Source organism: Micromonospora sp. NPDC048907, from assembly GCF_055586885.1.
The window spans coordinates 26,269-49,922 of record NZ_JBVJHI010000012.1; the positions used below are offsets into that span (position 1 = coordinate 26,269).

The 23,654-nt window shown below is 73.3% G+C and carries 21 protein-coding genes and 1 tRNA gene; 19 read left to right on the forward strand and 3 right to left on the reverse strand.

The genetic code is table 11. The features are described 5' to 3' along the window. Window positions 1–69: 69 nt before the first annotated feature. The 14 genes from ald to ACZ6PY_RS29220 all read left to right on the forward strand — a co-directional run bounded on the left by ald (window position 70) and on the right by ACZ6PY_RS29220 (window position 15,499). On the forward strand, window positions 70–1,185 hold the full coding sequence (gene ald / locus ACZ6PY_RS29155) for an alanine dehydrogenase (RefSeq protein ID WP_466078087.1): 1,116 nt from the start codon (window positions 70–72) through the stop codon (window positions 1,183–1,185). Between the two features lie 11 nt (window positions 1,186–1,196). Continuing rightward, window positions 1,197–2,189, forward strand: coding sequence for a site-specific tyrosine recombinase XerD (locus tag ACZ6PY_RS29160; protein ID WP_466078341.1), 993 nt, complete (start codon window positions 1,197–1,199; stop codon window positions 2,187–2,189). 229 nt (window positions 2,190–2,418) lie between these two features. Next, window positions 2,419–3,342 carry a ParA family protein gene (locus tag ACZ6PY_RS29165; protein ID WP_091266519.1) on the forward strand — a complete coding sequence of 308 codons (924 nt, stop codon included), beginning with the start codon at window positions 2,419–2,421 and terminating at the stop codon, window positions 3,340–3,342. Window positions 3,343–3,383: 41 nt separating this feature from the next. Beyond that, on the forward strand, window positions 3,384–4,427 hold the full coding sequence (locus tag ACZ6PY_RS29170; protein WP_466078090.1) for a segregation and condensation protein A: 1,044 nt from the start codon (window positions 3,384–3,386) through the stop codon (window positions 4,425–4,427). Window positions 4,428–4,767: 340 nt separating this feature from the next. Continuing rightward, a complete protein-coding gene (scpB, locus tag ACZ6PY_RS29175; protein WP_466078344.1) occupies window positions 4,768–5,556 on the forward strand; it encodes an SMC-Scp complex subunit ScpB in 789 nt (262 codons plus the stop codon). Continuing rightward, on the forward strand, window positions 5,543–6,313 hold the full coding sequence (locus ACZ6PY_RS29180) for a pseudouridine synthase (protein ID WP_466078093.1): 771 nt from the start codon (window positions 5,543–5,545) through the stop codon (window positions 6,311–6,313). The genes scpB and ACZ6PY_RS29180 overlap by 14 nt, the downstream gene beginning before the upstream one ends. A 174-nt stretch (window positions 6,314–6,487) precedes the next feature. Then, window positions 6,488–7,168: a (d)CMP kinase gene (cmk, locus tag ACZ6PY_RS29185; protein WP_466078096.1), complete on the forward strand. Its 681-nt coding sequence runs from the start codon at window positions 6,488–6,490 to the stop codon at window positions 7,166–7,168. Then, entirely contained in the window at window positions 7,165–8,571 is a 1,407-nt protein-coding gene (gene der, locus ACZ6PY_RS29190; RefSeq protein WP_466078099.1) for a ribosome biogenesis GTPase Der, read from the forward strand. Before cmk ends, der begins: the two co-directional genes overlap by 4 nt. Before the next feature lie 161 nt (window positions 8,572–8,732). Continuing rightward, a tRNA-Pro gene (locus ACZ6PY_RS29195) sits at window positions 8,733–8,806 on the forward strand. Window positions 8,807–8,940: 134 nt separating this feature from the next. Continuing rightward, window positions 8,941–9,231: a CDGSH iron-sulfur domain-containing protein gene (locus tag ACZ6PY_RS29200; RefSeq protein WP_466078102.1), complete on the forward strand. Its 291-nt coding sequence runs from the start codon at window positions 8,941–8,943 to the stop codon at window positions 9,229–9,231. 111 nt (window positions 9,232–9,342) lie between these two features. After that, complete coding sequence (locus ACZ6PY_RS29205; protein ID WP_466078105.1) at window positions 9,343–10,455, forward strand: iron-containing redox enzyme family protein; 1,113 nt, start codon at window positions 9,343–9,345, stop codon at window positions 10,453–10,455. 76 nt (window positions 10,456–10,531) lie between these two features. After that, entirely contained in the window at window positions 10,532–11,269 is a 738-nt protein-coding gene (locus ACZ6PY_RS29210; RefSeq protein ID WP_466078108.1) for a class I SAM-dependent DNA methyltransferase, read from the forward strand. Next, on the forward strand, window positions 11,266–12,441 hold the full coding sequence (locus ACZ6PY_RS29215; protein WP_466078111.1) for a glycosyltransferase family 2 protein: 1,176 nt from the start codon (window positions 11,266–11,268) through the stop codon (window positions 12,439–12,441). Before ACZ6PY_RS29210 ends, ACZ6PY_RS29215 begins: the two co-directional genes overlap by 4 nt. 118 nt (window positions 12,442–12,559) lie before the next feature. After that, on the forward strand, window positions 12,560–15,499 hold the full coding sequence (locus ACZ6PY_RS29220; RefSeq protein WP_466078114.1) for a M20/M25/M40 family metallo-hydrolase: 2,940 nt from the start codon (window positions 12,560–12,562) through the stop codon (window positions 15,497–15,499). Window positions 15,500–15,683: 184 nt separating this feature from the next. Here the strand turns inward: ACZ6PY_RS29220 and ACZ6PY_RS29225 are convergent, their stop codons facing one another. Continuing rightward, the gene (locus tag ACZ6PY_RS29225) at window positions 15,684–16,511 is read right to left on the reverse strand and encodes a M55 family metallopeptidase (RefSeq protein WP_466078117.1); all 828 of its coding nucleotides are present in this window, start codon (window positions 16,509–16,511) and stop codon (window positions 15,684–15,686) included. Window positions 16,512–16,684: 173 nt separating this feature from the next. Here ACZ6PY_RS29225 and ACZ6PY_RS29230 point away from each other — a divergent pair, with 173 nt between their 5' ends. The 4 genes from ACZ6PY_RS29230 to ACZ6PY_RS29245 are packed head-to-tail and all read left to right on the forward strand — an operon-like array spanning window position 16,685 to window position 20,614. Then, a complete protein-coding gene (locus tag ACZ6PY_RS29230) occupies window positions 16,685–17,422 on the forward strand; it encodes an ABC transporter ATP-binding protein (protein ID WP_466078120.1) in 738 nt (245 codons plus the stop codon). After that, complete coding sequence (locus tag ACZ6PY_RS29235; RefSeq protein ID WP_466078123.1) at window positions 17,419–18,759, forward strand: FtsX-like permease family protein; 1,341 nt, start codon at window positions 17,419–17,421, stop codon at window positions 18,757–18,759. The genes ACZ6PY_RS29230 and ACZ6PY_RS29235 overlap by 4 nt, the downstream gene beginning before the upstream one ends. After that, window positions 18,756–19,976, forward strand: coding sequence for a sensor histidine kinase (locus tag ACZ6PY_RS29240; RefSeq protein ID WP_466078126.1), 1,221 nt, complete (start codon window positions 18,756–18,758; stop codon window positions 19,974–19,976). Before ACZ6PY_RS29235 ends, ACZ6PY_RS29240 begins: the two co-directional genes overlap by 4 nt. Continuing rightward, the gene (locus tag ACZ6PY_RS29245; RefSeq protein WP_466078129.1) at window positions 19,964–20,614 is read left to right on the forward strand and encodes a response regulator transcription factor; all 651 of its coding nucleotides are present in this window, start codon (window positions 19,964–19,966) and stop codon (window positions 20,612–20,614) included. The genes ACZ6PY_RS29240 and ACZ6PY_RS29245 overlap by 13 nt, the downstream gene beginning before the upstream one ends. 3 nt (window positions 20,615–20,617) lie before the next feature. Here the strand turns inward: ACZ6PY_RS29245 and ACZ6PY_RS29250 are convergent, their stop codons facing one another. Continuing rightward, window positions 20,618–21,085 (reverse strand): hypothetical protein, encoded by a 468-nt coding sequence (locus tag ACZ6PY_RS29250; RefSeq protein ID WP_466078132.1) that lies wholly within the window; start codon window positions 21,083–21,085, stop codon window positions 20,618–20,620. Continuing rightward, on the reverse strand, window positions 21,078–22,397 hold the full coding sequence (locus ACZ6PY_RS29255) for a molybdopterin-dependent oxidoreductase (RefSeq protein ID WP_466078135.1): 1,320 nt from the start codon (window positions 22,395–22,397) through the stop codon (window positions 21,078–21,080). The genes ACZ6PY_RS29250 and ACZ6PY_RS29255 overlap by 8 nt, the downstream gene beginning before the upstream one ends. Window positions 22,398–22,585: 188 nt before the next feature. On the opposite strand from ACZ6PY_RS29255, the gene ACZ6PY_RS29260 reads away from it, so the two are divergent. Then, window positions 22,586–23,647 (forward strand): NAD-dependent epimerase/dehydratase family protein, encoded by a 1,062-nt coding sequence (locus tag ACZ6PY_RS29260; protein WP_466078138.1) that lies wholly within the window; start codon window positions 22,586–22,588, stop codon window positions 23,645–23,647. The last annotated feature ends 7 nt before the right edge of the window (window positions 23,648–23,654 follow it).

Below are 23,654 nucleotides of genomic sequence, written 5' to 3' on the forward strand. Positions count from 1 at the left end.
TGTCGGCAAAGGGGCCGTCGCGGCGCCGTGCAGTCGGGGGTGAGCCTCCCCGAGGAAGGTGTCTGCATCGTGAAGGTCGGAATCCCACGCGAGGTCAAGAACCACGAGTACCGCGTGGCGATCACGCCCGCGGGCGTCAACGAGTTCACCCGCCACGGCCACGAGGTCTTCGTCGAGTCCGGCGCGGGCGTCGGCTCCAGCATCACCGACGACGAGTTCGCCGCCGCCGGCGCCAAGATCCTGGCCACCGCCGACGAGGTCTGGGACACCGCCGAGCTGGTGCTCAAGGTGAAGGAGCCGATCGCCGAGGAGTACCACCGGATGCGCGAGGGGCAGGTGCTCTTCACCTACCTGCACCTGGCCGCCTCGAAGGAGTGCACCGACGCGCTGCTGGACCGGAAGGTCACCGGCATCGCCTACGAGACCGTCGAGCTGCCCGACCGCTCGCTGCCGCTGCTCGCCCCGATGTCCGAGGTGGCCGGCCGGCTCGCCCCGCAGGTGGGCGCCTTCTACATGATGCGCACCGGCGGCGGCCGCGGTGTCCTGCCCGGCGGCGTCTCCGGCGTGTACGCGGCCAAGACCGTGGTCATCGGCGCCGGCGTGTCCGGCCTGAACGCCGCCGCCATCGCGCTGGGCCTGCAGTCCGAGGTGCTGCTGCTGGACAAGAACGTCGCCCGGCTGCGCCAGGCCGACGCCATCTACCGGGGCCACCTGCAGACCGTCGCCTCCAACGCGTACGAGATCGAGCGGGCCGTGCTCGACGCCGACTTGGTCATCGGCGCGGTGCTGGTGCCGGGCGCGAAGGCGCCGAAGCTCATCTCCAACGAGCTGGTCTCCCGGATGAAGCCGGGCAGCGTGCTCGTCGACATCGCCATCGACCAGGGCGGCTGCTTCGAGGACTCGCGTCCGACCACGCACGCCGACCCGGTCTACAAGGTCCACGACTCGATCTTCTACTGCGTGGCGAACATGCCGGGCGCCGTGCCGAACACCAGCACCTACGCGCTGACCAACGTCACCCTGCCGTACGCCCTCGAACTGGCGAACCAGGGCTGGCGCGGCGCGCTGCGCAACGACCCGGCGCTCGCCCTCGGCCTGAACACCCACGCCGGCCAGGTCGTCTACGGCCCGGTCGCCGAGGCGCACGGCATGGCCGCGCTGCCGCTGGCCGAGGTGCTCGCCTGAGGGACGGCAGCCTGACCGCGACGACGGACGGGGCCGGTGCGGGAGTCGAGCCCGCGCCGGCCCTGCGCCGTGCCGTCCGGGGCTACCTGGACCATCTCACCGTCGAACGGGGACTGTCCGCGAACACCCTCGCCTCGTACCGCCGGGACCTGGACCGCTACCTGTCCACCCTGGCCGCCGCCGGGGTGACCGACCTGGCGGCCGTCGGCGCGGCCGACATCGAGGCGCACCTGGCCCGGCTGCGCGGCGGCGACGCCGACCACCCGCCGCTCGCCGTCTCCTCCGCCGCCCGCGCCGCCAGCGCCGTGCGCGGCCTGCACCGCTTCGCGCTGCGCGAGGGGATGGCCGGCGCCGACCCCGGTCGCGACGTCCGCCCGCCCGCCCCGCCGCGCCGGCTGCCCCGGGCGCTGCCGGTCGACGCCGTGGTGCGGCTGCTGGAGACCGCCGGCCCGGTCACCGCCACCGGCGAGGCGGCGCCCCGCGCGCTGCGCGACCGGGCGCTGCTGGAATTCCTGTACGGCACGGGCGCGCGCATCTCCGAGGCGGTCGGCGCCGCCGTGGACGACCTCGACCTCGACGCCGGGACCGTGCTGCTGCACGGCAAGGGCGGGAAGACCCGGCTCGTGCCGGTCGGCGGGTACGCGGCCGAGGCGCTGCGCGCCTGGCTGGTCCGGGGCCGCCCGGCGCTGCTGGCCGCCGGTCGGGGCACCGCGGCGGTGTTCGTCAACGCCCGCGGCGGGCCGCTCACCCGGCAGGGCGCCTGGACCGTGCTGCGCGCCGCGGCCGACCGGGCCGGCCTGCCGGTCGACGGGCCCGACGCGGTCTCCCCGCACACCCTGCGCCACTCGTACGCCACCCACCTGCTCGACGGCGGCGCCGACGTGCGGGTGGTGCAGGAACTGCTGGGCCACGCCTCGGTGACCACCACCCAGGTGTACACGTTGGTCACCGTGGACCGGCTGCGCGAGGTGTACGCCACCGCCCACCCCCGCGCCCGCGGGTGAGCGCGAGGAGTTCGCGGGGTGGTGAGCCCCGCAGCCGCGGACGGACCGGCGTCCCGGCCGACCGCCGCCCGACACGCCGACCCGCTACCGAACGCGCTGCTGGCACGTGGCGTACAGTCGGCTTCGGCGCGGGCCTCCAGGGGTGACGGACCGGGGGTGCGCAGCGGCGCCGCGAGGGACGTCGGACGGCTCCGACGCCGGGTGGTCGTCGGGAGGGGGCAACGAGGACATGGCAGGAAACGGTGACCGTGCCGAGACCTGGACGTCGGAGCTCCGCGAGCAGCAGGCGACGCTCGGCGCCGACCTCGGCCCTGCCGACCCGGCCGCCTACACCATGCGCAAGCCGATCCCCGAGCCGATGCCGACCGATCGGCACGGCCCGGCGCGGATCATCGCGATGGCCAACCAGAAGGGCGGCGTCGGCAAGACGACGACCACCATCAACCTGGGTGCGGCCCTCGCCGAGTACGGCCGCAAGGTGCTGCTCGTCGACTTCGACCCGCAGGGCGCCCTCTCCGTCGGCCTGGGTGTCAACCCGCACAACCTCGACCTGTCGGTCTACAACCTGCTCATGCAGGACGACGTCACCGCCGAGGACGTGCTGATCAAGACCGACGTGGCCGGGCTGCACCTGCTGCCCGCCAACATCGACCTCTCCGCCGCCGAGATCCAGCTGGTCAACGAGGTCGCCCGCGAGATGGCCCTGGCGCGGGTGCTCCGCACGATCCGCAAGGAGTACGACTTCATCCTGATCGACTGCCAGCCCTCCCTGGGCCTGCTGGCGATCAACGCGCTGACCGTGGCGCACGGCGTGCTCATCCCGCTGGAGTGCGAGTTCTTCAGCCTCCGCGGTGTCGCGCTGCTGCTGGACACCATCGACAAGGTGCGCGAGCGGCTCAACTTCGACCTGGAGCTCGAGGGCATCCTCGCGACCATGTACGACAGTCGCACCACCCACTGCCGGCAGGTGCTCCAGCGGGTGGTGGAGGCGTTCGGCGACAAGGTCTACCAGACGGTGATCACCAAGACCGTCAAGTTCCCCGAGTCGACCGTGGCCGGTGCCCCGATCACCACCCTCGACCCGGCCTCCTCGGGCGCGCGCAACTACCGGCAGCTCGCCCGCGAGGTGATCGCCGCCCAGGCGGAGCGGTAGGCCGCACGCCGGGTGACCCGGTCGTGGACTACGGTTTGCCGGTGACCGCACCGCCCCTCGACCCGCCGCACGGCGCCGCCGACCCGGTGGCCGCCGCCGAGCTGGCCGCCGAGGTCGACGGCGTGGTGCCCGCCGACCCGGCCACCGTCGAGGAGACCACCGGCTTCACCGTCCGGCTGGACAACTTCACCGGCCCGTTCGACCTGCTGCTCCAGCTCATCAGCAAGCACAAGCTGGACGTCACCGAGGTGGCCCTGCACAAGGTCACCGACGAGTTCATCGCGTACCTGCGGGCCATGGGCGACCAGTGGGACCTCGACGAGACCAGCGAGTTCCTGCTGGTCGCCGCCACGCTGCTGGACCTGAAGGCGGCCCGGCTGCTGCCCGCCGCCGAGGTGGAGGACGAGGAGGACCTGGCCCTGCTGGAGGCCCGGGACCTGCTCTTCGCCCGGCTGCTGCAGTACAAGGCGTACAAGGAGGCGGCGGCGCACATCGCCGAGCTGGAGTCGGTCGGCGGGCGCCGCTACCCGAGGGCGGTCACCCTCGAACCCCGGTACGCCGAGGCCCTGCCCGACCTGGTGCTCGGCATCGGCCCGGAACGGCTGCTCAAGCTGGCGCTCCGGGCCATGACCCCGAAGCCCGTGCCCGAGGTGTCCATCGCCCACGTGCACATGGTCCGGGTCAGCGTCCGCGAACACGCCGAGATCATCTCCGAGCGGCTCCGCCGCGCCGGCACCGCCAGCTTCTCGCTGCTCTGCGCCGACTGCGAGATCACCCTGGAGGTGGTGGCGCGCTTCCTGGCGCTGCTGGAGCTCTACCGGCAGGGGCTGGTCGCCTTCGTCCAGGAGCAGGCGCTGGAGGAGCTGACCGTGCGCTGGACCGGCTCCGCCGACGGCGACACCGAACTGACCATCGACGAGTACGCCGGCTCCCCGGAGCCGCCGCCCCCGCCCGCGGCGGACGCGGCCGCGCCGACACCGACCGGGGCGGCGGACGAGGCGGCGCCGGCACGGACCGAGCCGGCGGACGAGGCCCCGCAGACCCGGGCCGCGGCGGCGGACGACGCCGCGCCGACACAGGAGTGACCCGATGAGCGACGAGGAACGCCGCGATTCGTTGGCCGACCAGGCAGCCGCCTGGGTCCCCCCGTGGGAGCGGCCGACCGCGCCGAAGCCCACCACCAGCGACACCCCGGCCGAGCCCGAGGCGTCCGTGGCGGCGCCGTCCGAGCCGGAGGCGTCCGTGGCGGCGCCGGCCGAGCCCGAGGCGTCCGCGCCGCCGGCCGAGCCCGGCGCGTCCGGGGCGGCACCCGCCGAACCCACGCCGACCCCGGCGCCCCGGGCGCCCGCGGCGGCGCCCATCGGTGTCGAGCCGGAGATCTTGGACACTTACCGTTCGCCTGGAACGGAAACTCTCCAAGATTCGGTGGGCGAGAGCGCGGGTGCGCCCGCGGCGACCTTCGAAGCGGCGGAACCGGCCGGCGCGGGCACGAGCCCCGGCGAGGCGGCCGGCCCCGACGGCCTGTCCGGTCGCGAGCCCGGAGCGGACGAGGCCGCCGGCTCCCACGGCCCGTCCGGCGAGCCGGAGGGAGCGGGCGCCGGGACCGGCGTACCCGGAAGGCGGGGACGGCGGCGCCCGGCGCCGGAGCCGGAGCCCGCGCCGGTCCTGGACGACGCCGAGCTGCGCGGCGCGCTGGAGGCCATCCTGCTGGTGGTGGACCAGCCGGTCAGCGAGCTGACCCTGGCCCAGGTCCTCGAACAGTCCCCGGAGCGGATCGGCCCGATGCTCGACGAGATCGCGGCCGGCTACACCGCCGCCGGGCACGGCTTCGAGCTGCGCCGGGCGGCGGGTGGCTGGCGTCTCTACACCCGCCCGGAATACGCGACCTACGTCGAGCGGTTCGTGCTGGAGGGTCAGACGGTCCGGCTGACCCAGGCCGCGCTGGAGACCCTCGCGGTGATCGCCTACAAGCAGCCGGTGACCCGGTCGCGGATCTCCGCCATCCGGGGCGTCAACTGCGACGGCGTGATCCGTACGCTGGTGTCCCGGGGCCTGGTCGAGGAGTGCGGCACCGAAGCGGACAGCGGTGCGTTCCTCTACCGGACCACCACGATGTTCCTGGAGAAGCTGGGGCTGAACTCGGTGGACGACCTGCCGCCCCTGGCCCCCTTCCTCCCCGACGACGTAGAAGAGCTTGCCGATGCGACGCGATAACCGTGCCCCGAAGCCCGATGCCCCCGTCTACGAGGGCGCCGAGCGCCTGCAGAAGGTGCTCGCCGCCGCGGGGGTGGGTTCGCGGCGTGCCTGCGAGGACCTGATCTTCCGGCGGCGGGTCACCGTCAACGGCCGGGTGGCCCAGCTCGGCGACAAGGCGGACCCGGCGCACGACGTCATCCACGTCGACGGCGAGCGGCTCCAGGCCGACGTCCGCCTGGTCTACGTGGCGATGAACAAGCCGCGCGGGGTGGTCACCACCATGGCCGACGAGAAGGGCCGCACCGAACTCGCCGACTTCATCGGTGCGCGGCTGGAGCAGCGGGTCTACCACGTCGGGCGGCTCGACGCCGACAGCGAGGGGCTGCTCCTGCTCACCAACGACGGCACCCTCGCCCACAAGCTCATGCACCCGTCGTACGAGGTGCTCAAGACCTACCTCGCCGAGGTGGCCGGGCCGATCCCGCGCAACCTGGGCAAGCGGCTGACGGCCGGCGTCGAGCTGGAGGACGGGCCGGTGAAGGTCGACTCCTTCAGGGTGGTGGGCACCCTGGGCAAAACCGCCCAGGTGGAGCTGACCCTGCACGAGGGGCGCAAGCACATCGTCCGGCGCCTGATGGCCGAGGTGGGACACCCGGTGTCCCGGCTGATCCGCACCTCGATCGGTCCGATCAAGCTCGGCGACCTGCGCACCGGGCGGCTGCGCCGACTGACCAACGCGGAGGTCGCCGCGCTGTTCAAGGCGGTGGGTGACTGACCCCGACGATCGGGGTACGGGTCCCGGTAGGCTTCGACGCGGCCCGCGGTCGCCCTCCGGCGGCACGGCGCGTGGCCGACCCGCGCGGCGCGGGATGATTGACGAGGAAACACAACCGCTCAACGGCGCCGGACAAGCCGGCGACCCGCGAGGTACGGGCTGAGGAGGACAACGGTGGAGGAAAACGTACGGGCCGGGCGCTGCGTGGTCGCTGTGGACGGGCCGTCCGGTTCGGGTAAGTCCACCGTGTCGCGGCGGCTCGCGGTCGGCATCGAGGCCCGCTACCTCGACACCGGCGCCATGTACCGGGCGCTCACCTGGGCGGTGCTGCGCTCCGGCGTCGACCTGACCGACACCGAGTCGGTGGCCAAGGTCGCCGGCGAGGCCGACCTGCGCATCGGCACCGACCCCCAGGGGTACGGCGTGACCGTCGACGGCGTCGACGTGGCGAAGGAGATCCGCGGCCCCGAGGTGACCGGCGCGGTCTCCGCCGTGGCCGCCGTGGGCGCGGTACGCGAGCTGCTGGTCGCCCGGCAGCGGCAGATGATCGCCGACGCCGGCCGGATCGTGGTCGAGGGCCGCGACATCGGCTCCGTGGTGGCGCCCGACGCCGACCTGAAGGTCTACCTGACCGCCTCCGAGGCGGCCCGTGCCCAGCGCCGCAGCGCCGAGGACGCCGTGGACGTCGCGGCGACCGCCGCCGACCTGGCCCGCCGCGACAAGCTGGACTCGACCCGCAAGGTCAACCCGCTCCAGCAGGCCCCCGACGCGGTCGTGCTGGACACCACCGAGCTGGGCATCGACGAGGTCGTCGCCCGGCTGCGCGCGCTGCTCACCGAGCGGGGTGTGGCATGAGCGAGGATTTCGGCGGTTGGGTGGAGCTGCGCGAGCCGGAGCTCGAGCCCGGTGAGCCGACCGGCCCGCAGCCGGTGGTGGCCGTGGTGGGCCGCCCCAACGTGGGCAAGTCGACGCTCGTTAACCGGATCATCGGCCGCCGCCAGGCGGTCGTCGAGGACATCCCCGGCGTGACCCGGGACCGGGTGCCGTACGACGCGCAGTGGAACGGCCGGGCGTTCACCGTGGTGGACACCGGCGGCTGGGAGCCGGACGCCAAGGACCGGGCGGCGGCCATCGCCGCCCAGGCCGAGACGGCCGTCGTCACCGCCGACGTGGTGCTGTTCGTGGTCGACGCCATGGTCGGCTCGACCGACGTGGACGAGGCCGCCGTGAAGATGCTGCGGCGCAGCGCCAAGCCGGTGATCCTGGTCGCGAACAAGGCCGACAACACCGCCATCGAGATGGAGTCCACGGCGCTCTGGTCGCTCGGCCTCGGTGAGCCGTTCCCGGTCTCCGCGCTGCACGGCCGCGGCTCCGGCGACCTGCTCGACGCCATCATGGCGGCGCTGCCCGAGGCGCCGAAGATCGTCGAGAACCGCCCGCGCGGCCCGCGCCGCGTCGCCCTGGTCGGCCGTCCCAACGTCGGCAAGTCCAGCCTGCTCAACCGGTTCTCCGGCGAGGAGCGGGCGGTGGTCGACGCGGTCGCCGGCACCACCGTCGACCCGGTGGACAGCCTCGTGGAGATCGGTGGGGAGACCTGGCAGCTGGTCGACACCGCAGGCCTGCGCAAGCGGGTCGGCAAGGCCAGCGGCACCGAGTACTACGCCAGCCTGCGCACCGCATCGGCGATCGAGGCGGCCGAGGTGGCCGTGGTGCTGCTCGACTCCAGCGAGGTGATCAGCGAGCAGGACCAGCGCATCCTCACCATGGTGGTGGAGGCCGGTCGGGCCCTGGTCATCGCGTTCAACAAGTGGGACCTGGTCGACGGGGACCGGCGCTACTACCTGGACAAGGAGATCGACCGGGAGCTGCGCCGCATCCCCTGGGCGATCCGGCTGAACCTGTCGGCGAAGACCGGCCGGGCGGTCGACAAGCTCGCCCCGGCGCTGCGCAGGGCCCTGGCCAGCTGGGAGACCCGCATCCCGACCGCCCAGCTCAACCAGTGGCTCACCGCGCTGGTCCAGGCCACCCCGCACCCGGTGCGCGGCGGCCGGGCCCCGCGCATCCTCTTCGCCACCCAGGCCGGCGTGGCCCCGCCGCGCTTCGTGCTCTTCACCACCGGCCCGCTCGACGCCGGCTACCAGCGGTTCGTGGAGCGCAAGCTCCGCGAGGAGTTCGGCTTCGAGGGCAGCCCGATCGACATCTCGGTCCGCCCCCGCAAGAAGCTCGGCCCGGGCGGGCGCGGCAAGGCCCACGGCTGACCCACCTTTCGAGACGCCGCCGGGGACCCCGTCCCCGGCGGCGTCTTTCCTAGGACGCTCTAGGGGGAGTGGGATTCGGCACGCGGTGGGGCCTGTGCGCGGGTCTGTAGATCTTGCGCTAAGCTGTACCGGCTGCCGCGGGGAATGCCGCGCGGGGGCATCGGGACGTGGCGCAGTTTGGTAGCGCACTTGACTGGGGGTCAAGGGGTCGTCGGTTCGAATCCGGCCGTCCCGACAGCACGAAAAAGAGGCCACCGGCCGGGCGTTTGCCCTGGTCAGTGGCCTCTCCTCGTTGGCGGACCGCCACGTGAGCGCTCAGCGCCCTTCCCGCGTCCGTGCTCGACCGCCGGTCGGGCCGTCGAGGTCGAGGTGACCGAGCCCGGTGCAATGTCGCGCCGGCTCGGCGGCAGTTTGGATCGCCGCAGCCGGGGGACCACAGGCGGCATGACGTCGACAATCACCCCGTACGAGGACGGACCGCTGATCGTCCGCGGCGACTTCGAGTTACGCACACCGGACGGCACGCCCATCGCACCGGGCCGGGCGACGATCGCCCTGTGCCGGTGCGGGAAGTCAGCCATCAAGCCCTTCTGCGACGGCACCCACAAGGTGATCAACTTTCGTGCCGGCGCCGATCGTGACACACCGAAGGCGCGATGAACCCACCGAGACGACCGGGGCGCGCCCGCGCCGTTGATCGACGCCGGACACCGGGTTTGTGGCACTCGGGAGCGGGGACAGGCAGCGGGACGACTGTGCGGGGAGGCCAGGGTGGTTGAGTCTGGTGACCGTCGCTATGGTCCGGCGCCGCTGCCGCAGCCACGCGGGCCGGTCTCCGCGGCGCTGCACCACGCGCTCACGTCCGCCCCGCACGACCTGCCCGCGGACCTGGCCTCCGAGTTCGACGGGGTGGACCCGATCGGTGACGAGGACCTTCAGCTCACCCTGTTCCTCTGCTACGAGCTGCACTACCGCGGTTGGTGGGGCGTGGACGACCGGTGGGAGTGGCAGCCGTCGTTGATCGCGCTGCGCAGCCGCGCCGAAGCGGTCTTCGAGACGGCCGTGCGCGCCCTCGCCGGCCCGCAGCCCCCGCTCCTCGACGGGCGGATGGCCTCCGCTCTCGCCGCGGTGGTGGCGGCAGATGACGGCCCGGCGCTCTCCGCGTACCTGCAAAGGCGGGCGACCCACGAGCAGTTCCGTGAGTTCGTCATGCACCGCTCGATCTACCACCTTCGGGAGGCGGACCCGCACAGTTGGGCCCTGCCGCGGCTGGGCGGCCCGGCGAAGGCCGCCCTGGTCGAGATCCAGATCGACGAGTACGGCGGTGGCCGGCTCGACCGCATGCACGCCGAACTGTTCCGCGTCACCCTGGAGCGGCTCGGTCTGGACACCGGATACGGGGCCTATCTGGACGCGGTGCCCGCGGTGACCCTGGCGGGCAACAACCTGATGTCGCTGTTCGGGCTGCACCGCCGGTTGCGCGGGGCGCTGCTCGGGCACCTCGCCGCCTACGAGATGACCTCGTCGCTGCCGAACCGTCGATACGGGCGGGGCCTGCGGCGCCTCGGTCTCGACGAGGCGGCCACCCGCTTCTACGACGAGCACGTCGAGGCGGACGCGGTGCACGAGCAGATCGCCGCGCACGACATGTGCGGCGGGCTGGTCCGGGTCGAGCCGCACCTCGCCGCCGACGTGCTCTTCGGGGCGTCCGCCGCCCTGGCGCTGGACCGTCTCTTCGCCGCCTGGACTCTGGACAGCTGGCAGGCCGGCCGCAGCTCCCTGCGTCCCGGCGGTCCCGGCGCGCCGATCACCCGGCACGTCGACGAGCCGCAGCGCGCCACCGGCTCGGAGACGGCGAGCCTGATGACCGGCCTGGCCTGCTGAGCCGCGAGCGGCGCCGGCCCGGTCGAGGCGCGACGGGACGGGCGCCGGCAGGACCATCGTCGTGCGGGAGGCAGAGTTGTCGTTTGACGCGAGCGCCTACGGGCGGTACGTGGCCGACGTGTATGACGAGACCTACGCGTATCTGACTCCGGACAGCGCCGTGGAGGTCCTGGCCGAGCTGGCCGACGGCGGGCCGGTCTGCGAGTTCGGCATCGGCACCGGTCGCCTGGCGCTTCCGCTTGTCGAACGCGGCCTGACGGTCGCCGGCATCGAGGGTTCTCCCGACATGGTGGCGGGCCTGCGGAGCAAGGCGGGTGGCGACCGGATCGACGTGGCGGTGGGGGACTTCACCCACACCCGCGTACCCGGCGACTTCGCGTTGGTCCTCCTCGCCTTCAACACCGTCTTCGCGCTGCCCGACCAGGCCGCGCAGGTGGCCTGCTTCCGCAACGCGGCCGCCCACCTGCGTCCCGGCGGTCGGTTCGTGGTCGAGGCCTGGGTGCCGGACCCGGCGGCGTTCCGCAACGGCTCGGCGCTGCGCCCGGTACGAGTCGCGGAGGACGAGGTCCTGCTGGAGGCGGCGCTCCTGCACCCCGCCGAGCAGAGGATGACCACCACCAAGGTTCGGCTGACCGCGGGTGGGGTCCAGCTGTTGCCGGCGAACCACCGGTACGCCTGGCCGGCGGAGCTGGACCTGATGGCCGAGCTGGCCGGGCTGCGCCGCGAGCACCGGTGGGCCGGTTGGACGCGCCTGCCGTTCGGCGACGACAGCCGGGAACACGTGAGCGTCTACCGCCGGGCGGATGCGGCATGACCGGCGCCGCCGCCCGGCCGCGACCGATGCCGATGTCGTACGTGCTGCCGATCCGGCGGGTGGACGACAGCGACCCGGAGCGGTTGACCGACTACCTGCGCTGGCTCGCCACCCGGGTGGAGGTGATCGTGGTGGACGGGTCGCCGCCCGAGGTCTTCGCCCGCCACCACCGGCGGTGGCATCCGCTGGTCCGGCACCTGCCGCCCGACCCGAGCCTGTCCGGCCGGAACGGCAAGGTGCTCGGCGTGCTGACCGGTGTGCCGGCGGCCACGCACGAGGACGTGGTGATCGCCGACGACGACGTCCGCTACGACGAGGACGGACTGCGCGAGGTCCGGCGTCTCCTGCGACGGGCGGACCTGGTGCAACCCCAGAACTACTTCGACCCGCTTCCGTGGCACGCCTCCTGGGACACCGGGCGGATCCTGCTCAACCGGGCGATCGGCGCGGACTTTCCCGGAACCCTCGCGGTGCGGCGCAGCGTCTTCCTCGCCGCCGGTGGCTACGACCCCGACGTCCTCTTCGAGAACCTCGAGCTGATCCGGACCGTGCGAGCCGTCGGCGGCAGCGTGGCGGCCCCCGCCGGGCTGTACGTCCGGCGCCTGCCTCCCACCACGGGACACTTCGCCTCCCAGCGCGTTCGCCAGGCGTACGACGAACTCGCCCAGCCGGTGCGGCTGGTGGCCGCGCTGCTCGTGCTGCCCGGGGTTGCGGCGGCGCTCGCCGCCCGGCGTCCGGGGCTGCTGGCCGCGGCCGCGGCGGCGGTCATCGGGGTGGCCGAGACCGGCCGGCGCAGGGCCGGCGGGCCGGCGGTCTTCCCGCCGGCCACCGCGGTGCTGGCGCCCCTGTGGTTGATCGAGCGCGGCGTGTGCAGCTGGCTCGCGGTCGCCCAGGGCGTGTTCCGCGGTGGCGTGCGCTACGCCGGCGGGCGGCTGGGCCGCGCCGCCCACTCCACCCGGACCCTGCGGCGGCGGCTCGCCGCATCGGCTGCTGGATCGCCTGAGCTCGGCCCTCCACGGCTGCCAGGTGTCACCTGGATGGCCCCTCCCGATCCTGTCCAGCGGAAGTACGGCTCATCGATCGGGAATCTGGCCGGGGTTCCGGAGGGCCTCCCGAGTGGCCCTGGACGCGGACCGCAGGCGTCGGCGCCCCCACCGGACCGGAGGCGGTAACGCCGCGGGCGCTCTCAATTCTCAGATCATCCTCAAGAAATCCCGCCCCGGCGCCCGCTGGCGGCACGGCTGGCGTGTGCTGTCGCCACCGTGTCATCCCCCCTGTTCGGGAGCTTCTATGAGAGACAGACGGACGACCACCTTCTCCGTCGTGCTCGCCGCGGCCCTCGCGGCGACCGTTGCGCCCGCGCCCCACGCGTCCGCCGCCGGCCCCGGCGAGGAGCGCTTCCAGCCGAGTGTCACCTACGACCTGTCGGTGACCGACGCCGAGCGCGACGCGATCCACGCGGAAGTCGAGGCGTTGGCGGGACGGGTCAGCAGCGCGCGGGCGGGGGACGGCAGCTACGACCCGCTCACCCTGGTCGGGGCGATGCTGGACGGGTCGAGCTACGACTCCATCTCCCGGGGCGGCACGGCCGCGACGGCGTACCCCTTCCCGGTCAGCAACACCGAGGCCAACCAGAACGAGTACGACCGCAAGGTCGCCAAGCTCGCCTGGGTGGTCAAGCTGGCCACCGACCTGGGTTTCCCGGTGGTCGTGCAACGCCAGCCCGACAAGTACGTCTACGCGGAGATCGGTGACCCGGACGCCCCGGAGATGGTCATGGCGTTGAGCCACCTCGACTCGCCGACGGCTTCCGTGTCGCCGGCCCAGCTGGCGCGCTGGCGGGACGCCGACGGCAACCTCGGCACTCCTGGTGCGTACCACTCGCCCTATGTCCAGGACGGCTGGGTCTACGGTGCGGGCATACAGGACGACAGCGGCCCGACACTGGCGACGCTGCTCGCGGCCAAGGCGCTGCTCAAGTCGGGGTTGCCCCTCGACCGACGCATCCGCATCGTCATGGGCATCTACGAAGACGGCGGTCCCGGCACGCCCTCGACGACGAACACCGCCACCTTCCAGTCCATCCCGTACAACTCGAATCCGAGCTTCTACGACAACTGGGCCTACAAGAACCTCAACCGCGAGGAGATCCCGATCGCGGCCTACACCTCCGACTCGCGGTTCCCCGTCATCGTCGGCAACTCCGGATCGGTGACCCCGTCGGTGTCGATGAGCTTGTCGGCGGACAGCTCCAAGGCCTTCCGGCTGACGGCCGCCACCGCCGGTGTCACCCTGCGCGAGGGCGACCCGACGCTGAAGGACATCGCCTACGGCAGCACCACGCAGATCGCCTCGCGGGCCACCTTCACCCTCGACGTGGCGGGGGCCGGCTCCACCGAGCGGGACCGGTTCGTGTCCGCGATCACCGCCGCCGCGACCGCGAAGGGCTGGCTCCCGGCTGCTCCCCGCACCACGCCCAAGGTGCGGACCACGATCACCGGCGACTCGCTCACGCTGGAGATCAACACCGATGTGGCGATGGAGATGCCGACCCCGCAGTACGGCCGGAATGCCGTCGTGTGGGGAATGTTCCTCCTGTCCGAGGGACTCGGCGCACTGGGAGCCACCGCCGCCGACATGCAGTTGAAGAAGGCCGCCGACGGCATCAACGACCTGTTCTTCCGCGACGGTGTCGAAGGCGAGGCCTATATCGGCAAGTACATGGGCATCCCGGTGAACCTGTTGCGCAACCCGAGCGACGGCACGCCGAACCTGACCTTCGCCCTCATGGGTGGCATCAACTCGGAGACCCCGACGAGCTTCTACACGGACGCCTCCGGCAGCCTCAGCATGCCGATGTACGTGCGGAGCATGCACGTCACCGCGGCTGACTCCGGCCAGGCGACGGCGGCGGTCTCGGCCGCCTTCGAGGCGAAGGGGTTCACCATCGGCAACCTCGGCTCGCCCGTCGGCGCCGGGTTGTACGTCACTCACGACAACCCGCTGACGGCTCTCCAGTTCGGGAGCTACCAGGCCTCGATCAACCGCAACCCGGGGGAGTTTGCGGATCCGTACGCCCTCCGGGACGTGGTCTATCCGCAGGGCACGACCGGTGGCACCCTGGCCAGCAGCTTCCGCAACAAGATGACCGCCTTCGGCGCCGTCATCCCGGGCAACGAGCGCTGGTGGCACACGGCCAACGAGCGGATGAAGGTCGACTCGGCGGTGCAGATGACCAAGATCATGGCCGATGGCATGCTGGAGATGGCCCGCTACTCCGGGCCCGCCGGTGCCAAGTTCATGTGGGCGGACATCCCGGGGCAGAACGCCGACCGGGCGGACCTCGACCTGCTCGACGTCACGATCGGCACCTACAAGGACGCGTCGGCGTCTGTCGGCACGAGCCGGTTGGGCAATCAGGCCCTGCTCGGCGCCACCTCGTTCAACATCCCGATGTGGAACGGGCGCGGCAACTCGACCCCGACGGCGTCGGCCTTCGCACTGGGGCACGCCCCGGGAGGGGTCTACCTGCCCCTGACCGACCCCGAGTACCTGAACAGCACGTACGTGGCGCCGATGCGCCTGGAGTTCAAGGTGGAGCGCCCCGACCATATGTCGGACGCGGCGTGGGCGACGTTCGTCGCCGGTGGCTACGGCGACTTCCAGTTCAACATCCTCGTCGGCGACACGGTGGTGCCGCTGGCCGTTCCTGCCGGGCAGCGTGCGGACAAGTACTTCTCCTCGCGCATCTCGGCCAACAACCCCGACGCCATCTACCTGTCGGTCAACCTCGCGATCAGCGACGCGCCGTACAGCGGGGTGCAGGCCGTCCTCGCGGATTCCAAGACGGACCTCTACACGGTCAATCCGACGTACCTGGCCTCCCACCCGGATCCGTTCCCCGGGCGCGGGGCCGTCGAACAACGGGGCTTCTTCGTGTTCGGTGATGGCCAGAAGAACGCGGAGTTCTCGTCGCCCGACGCGGTCTACGTGACGGTCGCCAACGCGGTCGTCGATGCCAAGCCGTCGGCGGTGGTGAAGAAGCTGAAGGGCAACACGAACGAGTTGACCATCACGGTGAAGCAGACCCACATCGACGGCAGTGAGTCTCCGGTGACGGCCACGTTCACCATCAACAACAACGCTGCCGGCACCTACACCGTGGGCGACTACAAGGTGTACGTCGACACGAAGGGCAACACCCAGGTGCGGTCGATCTCCATCGTGTGATCCGGAAGTTCAGCGCGCGCACGAGGGGCATGCGCGGTGGCGGGAAGCCTCGATTCGGGCTCAGCGGCCGCCGGGGTGCGAGACACGTTGACAACGGAGTGGAGCCATTGCCGTCGGCAGTGGTTCCACTCCGTTGCGCGCCGTTCGGCGCGGTTTGTTCACGTGGGTTGCTGCGCTTCACGCGCTAGCCGGGTTTGATGGTGGCGAGTTGGACAAGCAGTTGCACCAGCCGGTAGGCCTCGGAAAAGTCCCTGGCGTGGAAGGCGACCGTTCGGCCGCCGCCGACGCGGGTCACACCGGGCACCAGAACTGCGAGGTCGACCATGTAGGGGCCGTACAGGTCCACCTCGACGTCCAACGGCCCGGCCATCTTCGGTGGGGAGATCGATGCGCGCCGGGTGATCGCGTCGGCGGCGGCGCGGCGCAGCCGCTCCCGTGCCTCCTGCGGGTGTAGGGCCACCGCGGCCGCCTGGCCGAGGGTCTGCTTGACGGCGACGGTGACCGCCGAGGGCACCAGCTCGCTGAATTCCGTGCAGGCGGCGTCGTCCCCGCTGAGCAGGACAACCGGCGCGTCCAGGTGTCCCGCCATGGCGGCGTTGAGGCCGATCTCGCCCAGCGACCGTCCGGCCACCCGCACGTCGAGGATGGCGTCACTCATCGTGTGCGCCAGCACGGCGGGCCCGGCGCCGGCCCGAGCGTGGTAGCCGATGAACATCACGGCATCCGTCTGCCCGTCCAGCCCAGCGAGCATGCCCAGCGGGCGGGGTTTGCCTCGCACCAGGTGAGCACGCCGGTCGAGGTCCTCCGGCAGGAGGTTCCGGAACGGTCCGTGTGCGTCGGCGACCCACACGGTGGCGTCGGGTTCGGCGTCGAGAACACCGGCAATCACTGCGTTCGCCTCGGCCGTCATCAGGGCCCGGCCGCGCTCATAGTCGTAGCGATCCGGATTCGTCTCCGTGGGATGCACGATCCCCGAGATGCCCTCCAGGTCCACCGAGATCAGAACCTTCATGGATCGATGACCCTACGCGCACTTGCCGCAACGGTCGATCTCGCGGAGCGCGGGCGCGACGGTCGATCGCCAGGAAACGAATGCCGGGTGCCTCGTGCGGTGCGGACAGCCGCACCCGTACCGTGCGGTGCGCCCGGATGTCCCCGGCGCCGCCGGCGCCCAGGCTGGAACGCATGGACAACGTGGTGGAACTCGACGGGGTGACCCGCATCTACGGCTCGCGTCGCCGGCCGGTCGCCGCTCTTCGCGGCGTCTCGCTCCAGGTACCGGCCGGCACCTTCGTGGCGGTCATGGGCGCGACCGGGTCGGGCAAGAGCACCCTGCTGCACTGCGCGGCCGGGCTGGACCGGCCGACCTCGGGCCGGGTCCGGCTGGCCGGCCGGGACGTCACGCGGATGCGTGAGGGTCCGCTGACCCGGCTGCGCCGCGACCGGTTGGGTTTCGTCTTCCAGTCGTACAACCTGCTGTCGGAGCTGACGGTGCGGCAGAACGTGCTGCTGCCCCGCCGGCTGGGCGGCCCGCCCCCGCGTCCGCTCGACGAGGTGCTGGCCGAGGCCGGGCTGTCCGGGCTGGCCGACCGGCCGGCCGGCGAGTTGTCCGGTGGCCAGCGCCAGCGGGTCGCCATCGCCCGCGCACTGGCGGGCCGCCCCGCGGTGGTGTTCGCGGACGAGCCGACCGGGGCGTTGGATCCGGCCACCGGCGAGCAGGTGCTGCGGTTGTTGCGTACGGGGGTGGACCAGGCCCGGGTGACGGTGGTGATGGTGACCCATGACCCGACCGCGGCGGCCTGGAGCGACCGCCTCGTTCTGCTGCGCGGCGGCGCGGTGGTGGCGGACGGCCCGACACCGGACCCGGCGACCATCGCGGAGCGGCTGCGCGCCACCGTGAGCGAACCGGCGGTGGCCCGGTGAACGCGGGGTTGACCCGGCAGGCGCTACGCAAGCAGCCGTGGGCCTTCGCCGGACCGTTCGTCACGCAGTGCCTGGCCGCCGCGCTGGTGTCCGGCGCGTTGGGCGCCAGTTCCTCGCTGTCCGGCGCGCGGTTGGACCGGGCCGCACGGCAGGCGCTTGTCGAGAGCCAGATCCCCGAGATGGCCGTGCTGTTCGTGGTGGTGTCGGTGTACCTGACCGCGCTGATCGTGGGGCTCACCATGACGTCGTCGATCGCCCGGCAGGGCCGCGACATCGCGCTGGTGCGGGCGGTCGGTGCCACTCCTGCTCGGGTGCGCCGCGCGGTGGCGGCGCAGGCCGCCGTGGTGGCGGTGCCGGCTACCGTGCTCGGGGTGCCGCTCGGTGCCCTGCTCGCCCGTGCCTGGTTGGCGGGGCTCACCGGGCACGGGGTGATCCCGCCCGGCGTGACGTACCACCCGTCGGCCGCGGCGCTGCCCGCCGCCTTGGGCATCACCGTCGGGGCGTCGCTGGTCGGCGCGCTGGTCGCCGCGGTACGCCCGGCGCGGGTACGCCCCGCGACGGCGCTGACCGAGACGGCGGTCCCGCGGCGCCGGGTCGGCGTGCTGCGCACCGCGATCGGGGTGCTACTGGTGACCGGCGGTGTGGTGCTGTCGGTCCGGATCGCCAACGGCGACCCGGCGAAGGCCGACGGGTCGAGCTTCTTCACGATGCTGGCGATGTGCGTGGGGGCCGGCTTCCTCGGTCCGGTCCTGCTCCGGTTGACCGGCCCGCTGGCGCGACTGTTCGGAGGCACCGGCGCGCTGGCCGCGGACAGCCTCGCGCTGCGCGCCAGGGCGCTGTCCGGTGCCCTGGTCCCGTTGGTCCTCGCGATCGCGTTCGCCATGGTGAAAGTGGTCGCGCACACCACGTCGGTGCACGTGCGCGGCGCACCCGAACCGGCGGCGCAGGTGTGGACCGAGTACTCCGGTACCGCCGTCTACGTCGCCTTCGCCGCCGTGGCCGCGGTGAACACGCTGGTGACCGTGCTGCTGGCCCGGCGCCGGGAGCTCGCGGTGACCCGGCTGGTCGGGGCGAGTCGGGTGCGGGCGCTGGCCATGGTCGTCTGCGAGGCTCTGATGGTGACGGTGACCGCCCTGGTGGTGGGTACCGTGGTCGCGATGGTGACCATGGTGCCGATGCTGCACGGCATGCAGGGCACGTGGATGCCGTACCTGCCACCCGGGCAGCTGGCCGGCGGCCTGGCCGCGGTGATCGGGCTGGTCCTGCTGGGCACCGTGGTGCCGGCGCTGGTGGCGATGCGCCGTCCGCCCGTGGAGTCGCTGGCGGTGGACGCGTGAGATCGGTCGCCGGCGCGGTGCTGCGCGCGCCGGTGGCCGCCCGCACCTGGCGCGAGGTCGGGTACGCGGTCACCGGCACGGTGCTGGCCGTGCCGACGTTCGCGATCGCCCTGCTGGGGCTGGTGTTCGCCGCGCTGTCGCTGCTGACGATCGGGCTGCCGCTGCTGACCGGTGTGCTGATGCTGGCCCGGCTGACCGTACGGTACTTCCGCGGACCGGCCCGGCTGTTCCTCGGCTGGAGCTGGCCGGACCCGCCGCCGGTACGCCGCCGCGGGCCCGGCCCGGTGCGCTGGGCCGGCGCGGTGCTGACGGACCCCAGCGCCTGGAAGGCCCTCGCGTACTGCTTTGCCCGGCTGCCCCTGATGGCCGCGGCCGCGTACCTCGGCGGGGTCCTCATCGCCGGAGGGCTGCTCGGGCTCACCTATCCGATCTGGACGCACTGGTTTCCCGATGACCCGCCGTGGGGCGGCGCGTGGGGCCTGGCCGCGCAGGGCCTGGCGGCGCTGCTGCTGTTCCCGTGGTACGTCCGGCTCATCGTGTGGCTGGACCGGCGGTTGGTGCGGGCGCTGCTGGAGCCGGGCCCGGAGCGAGCCCGGATCGCGGCGCTGGAGTCCAGCCGGGCGGCGCTGCGGGCGGACGCGGCCGCGCTGCTGCGGCGGGTGGAGCGGGATCTGCATGACGGTACGCAGGCCCGGCTGGTCGCGCTGGGCGTGGCACTGTCGCGCATCGAGCGGCGGGCCGGCGAGCCGGAGCTGCGGGCGATGGTGACGCAGGCCCAGGGGGCGGTGGTGGAGGCGCTGACCGAGCTGCGGGACATCGTGCGGGGCATCCACCCGCCCGCGCTGGACGCCGGCCTGGGCACCGCGATCGAGACGCTGGCCGCGCGCAGCGCGGTGCCCGTGGACGTGCACGTGGACCTGCCCGAACGGCTGGCTCCCGAGACGGAGTCGGCCCTGTATTTCAGTGCCGCCGAACTGCTCACCAACGTGGCGAAGCACGCCGGGGCCGGCCGGATCCGGCTGGACCTGCGCGCGCTGGATGGCGCGCTGCGCCTCACCGTCACCGACGACGGGCGCGGCGGGGCGCGGCCCGGGGACACGGGTACGGGTCTGACGGGGCTGGTCCGGCGGGCCGAGTCGCTCGACGGCACGCTGCGGGTGGACAGCCCACCCGGCGGGCCGACGACTGTCACCCTGGAGCTGCCATGCGCGTCGTGATCGCCGAGGACAACCCGTTGCTGCGCGACGGGATCAGGTTGCTGCTCACCGATTACGGGATCACCGTGGTGTCGGCGGTGGACAACGGCGACGACCTGCGGGCGGCGGTCGGCGAGCACCGGCCGGAGGCGGTGGTGGTCGATGTGCGGATGCCGCCGACCTTCACCGACGAGGGCCTGCGGGCGGCACTGGCGATCCGTGCCGCGCACCCGGACACCGGCGTGCTGGTCTTCTCGCAGTGGGTGGAGACCCGGTACGCGCGGCAGCTGATCGCCGAGCACCCCGAGCGGGTCGGGTACCTGTTGAAGGACCGCATCGTCAGCACCGACGACTTCGTCGACGCGCTGCGCCGGGTGGCCGCCGGCGGGACGGCACTGGACCCCGAGGTGGTGCGCCAGTTGCTGGCGGCGCCGGCGGTGGACGCGGGCGTGGCCCGCCTCAGCGAGCGGGAACGGGAGGTCCTCGGGATGCTGGCCGAGGGCCGCTCCAACGCTGCCATCTGCGAGGCGCTCCACCTCGCCCCGCGCAGCGTGGAGAAGCACGTGACAGCCATCTTCACCAAGCTGGACCTACCTCAGGCGCGGACCGACCACCGTCGGGTACTCGCCGTGCTTCGCTACCTGAACGCGCCGCGCTGAGCCCTACCGTTCGCGGAGTCGGTGGCTGACCCGGTGGGCCAGCCGGCGGGCGGCGTAGAGCAGCGCGCTCCCCGCGAAGAGCACTCCGCTGACCGCCAGCCACCGGCCCACCATGGCCCGGGGCGCCAGGCCGGTCGCCGCCAGGTAGGTGCCGTCCCCGAGCCCGAGGATGCCCGGCAGGTAGATCAGGAACAGCAGGCCGGCTCCGAGCGCCGGCACCCGGACGTGGTTGAGGGCCGACGGGACGCGGCCCCGGCCGAGGGCACGGCGCAGCACCCGGTCGAGCGACGCGTAGACCGGGAAGAGGACCAGGTCGTGCGCGATGACCGCGCCGAGGAACCAGAGCAGGATCCGGACGGCCGAGGCCTCACCGGCGAGCCGCAGCGCGATCCAGCCGGTGATCGCGAAGCATCCGGCCAGGAGCAGCAGGTGCCAGGGCGCGGCGCCGTAGGCGCGCCGGAACTCAGCCATCGAACACGATCTCCGCCACCCACTTGGTGCAGTGCACGCCGGGCAGCGCCGGCACGATGACCCGCGCCGGGTAGCCGTGGTCGAGGCTCAGGTCGACGCCGTTGACCCGCAGGGCGAGCAGCGCGTCCGGGTCGGTCACCTGACCGCCGTGCAGGGCCGCCTCGCGGAACAGGCCGGCGCGCTCCAGCGACCGGACCCGGGCGGTGGCCGGGCCGGCCGACCCGACCAGGGCGGCCAGGTCGCGCAGCCGGACGCCCGTCCAGGTCTGCGTGGTGGACCAGCCCTCCACGCAGGCGATCGGCAGCACGGCGGTGTGCTGCGCCAGGGCGAGCAGCCGGTTGCGGTCCAAGGACTCCGTGCGGTTTCCGGCGCGCAGCGTGAGCCGCCAGCCCGGCCCGGTCTGCTCCGGGGTCACCCCGGCCGCGGCGGCGCTGCGGTTGACCGGGAAGCCGGTCGGTCCGTCGCCGATCCGCCGGCCGCGGGGCAGCAGCAGCGCGGTGCGGCGCAGCGCGTCGACGCTCTGCCCGGCGGTCAGCGCCGCCAGCAGCAGGGCGCCGCCGCCGACCAGGGCGAGCACGCCCCGCCGGCTCATCGTGGCCGGCCCGGGGCGCCGGGCCACCAGGCCGTCGGGATCCGCCGGTTCCGGCCGGGTCCGCTCCACCGGGGTACGCGCGAAGCCCGGCCCGCGCAGCGCGGTGACCATCCGGGGCAGCTTGATCGCCACGTGGGCGACCAGCGCGGCCGTGAAGATCCACGCGCCGTACCAGTGCGCGGTGTAGAAGTCGAAGCCGAACAGGTACGCGTACTGGATGTTCAGCAGCCCGGTGGCCGTCTGGAACAGGATGCCGCCGACCAGCAGCACCAGCGACAGCCGCTCCAGCAGCTGGGCGGTCGAGCGGGCCGGCGGCCAGTCGAAGAGTTTGGGCACCACCGACCAGAGCTTGCCCAGCACCACCGGCACCAGCACGATCCCGAGGGTCACGTGCAGCCCCTGGGTGAGGCGGAACAGCCAGGCGGGCCGGGTCGGCCAGTCGAACACGGGCGGGTGCAGCCAGCCCACGTCCCGGGGGAACGCCTGGTCGAGGCGGGGCCCGTAGGCGATCCAGTCGAGCAGCCCGGTGACGACGACCAGGGGAAGGGTGGCCAGCAGCACGGCGCCGAGCACCGAGGTCAGCCACGGCCCGCGGACCGGGCTGCGCCAGGCCCGGTCGGCGGCGTCGACCCCGGGCGGCCGGTGCCGGGCCAGCCCGGCCCACAGGGCGGCCGGCGCGGCCGACGACGCGTCGTCCGGTGGCGGTGGGCTGGCGGGCACGTCTCCTCCTGGTCGGCGGTCCGGGTCCACCCGTTCGCCGGTGGCACCCTCACCAGGACGCTAGACGCCGTGGCCGCCCGTCATCCGGTTTCGCCGCATTACCGAACCCTTACCGCCCTCCCTTACGGATCGCTGACGTCCGCCCGGAACCGCCGGACCGGGGCCGCCGGGTGCCCTAGCCTGGCCGCATGCGGGTACTGGTCACCGGCGCCGCCGGCTTCATCGGATCGCAGATCGCCGACCTGCTGGCCGCCGCGGGCCACGAGCCGGTGTGCCTGGACGCGCTGCTGCCCCAGGCGCACGGCGGCGCGCTGCCGGAGTGGTCCCGGCCGCACGACCCGGTGATCGGCGACGTCCGCGACGCCGCGCTGCTGGACCGGCTGCTGTCCGGGGTGGACGCGGTCTGCCACCAGGCGGCGATGGTCGGGCACGGGCTGGACCCGTCGGACGCCCCGGACTACGCCGCCCACAACGACCACGGCACGGCCGTGCTGCTCGCGGCCATGCACCGGGCCGGGGTCTCGCGGCTGGTGCTGGCCAGCTCGATGGTCGTCTACGGCGAGGGGCGCTACACCTGCGCCCGGCACGGGGTGGTCCGCCCGGCCCCGCGCCGGACCGCCGACCTGGCCGCCGGCCGGTACGACCCGACGTGTCCGGCCTGCGGCGGCACCCTCGACCCGGCCCTGGTCCCCGAGGACGCCCCGCTGGAGCCGCGCAGCACGTACGCGGCCAGCAAGCTCGCTCAGGAGCACTACGCGGCGGCCTGGGCCCGGCAGACCGGGGGCGGGGTGTGGGCGCTGCGCTACCACAACGTGTACGGCCCCCGGATGCCCCGCGACACCCCGTACGCGGGGGTCGCCTCGCTGTTCCGCTCGGCGCTGGCCGACGGCCGGCCGCCCCGGGTGTACGAGGACGGCCGGCAGCGCCGCGACTTCGTGCACGTCACCGACGTGGCCCGGGCCAACCTGCTGGCGCTCACCGCGCCCACGCCGGACGGCCTGGTCCCGGTGAACGTCTGCTCCGGTGAGCCGCACACCGTCGGTGACCTGGCCTCCGCGCTGGCCCAGGCGATGGCCGGCCCCGAGCCGGAGGTGGTCGGCGGGGCCCGGGCGGCCGACGTCCGGCACGTGGTGGCCGATCCCACCCGGGCCCGTGACCTGCTCGGCTACACCGCCGAGGTGAGCTTCGCCGACGGCGTGACGGCCTTCGCCACCGATCCCCTCCGCGAGCCCGCCGCCCTGCCCGCCTGACCCGGAC